The following is a 258-nucleotide window of genomic DNA, read 5'->3' as shown; positions in this document are numbered from 1 at the left end:
CAAAAAAGCCTGCAATAAGCAGGCTTTTGACTATTTAAGCAATCGTATTTTATAAAACAATAATGCTTGTTATTAAGTACGCTATAAACGTAAGGCCGCCACCAAATAAGGCATATGGTAGCTGCGTTTTAACGTGGGTGAGTAAGTCACACCCCGATGCAATAGCCGATACAGCGCTGGTGTCGGATATAGGCGAGCAGTGATCGCCAAATATACCACCACCTAAAATAGCACCTACCACAAGCGATGGCGGTAAAC

1 protein-coding gene is annotated in these 258 nt (G+C 43.4%); it reads right to left on the bottom strand.

Annotation, left to right across the window (positions count from 1 at the left end):
* Window positions 1-49 precede the first annotated feature (49 nt).
* The coding region (locus AAEY83_RS16500; protein ID WP_351060793.1) for a Na+/H+ antiporter NhaC family protein at window positions 50-258 on the bottom strand (209 nt) is incomplete at its 5' end.

The organism is Psychrobacter sp. TB20-MNA-CIBAN-0197 (assembly GCF_040309765.1).
GTDB lineage: Bacteria > Pseudomonadota > Gammaproteobacteria > Pseudomonadales > Moraxellaceae > Psychrobacter > Psychrobacter submarinus.
Note: the sequence above shows the minus strand (reverse complement) of the source record. Positions and strands in the feature narration are given on the sequence as shown.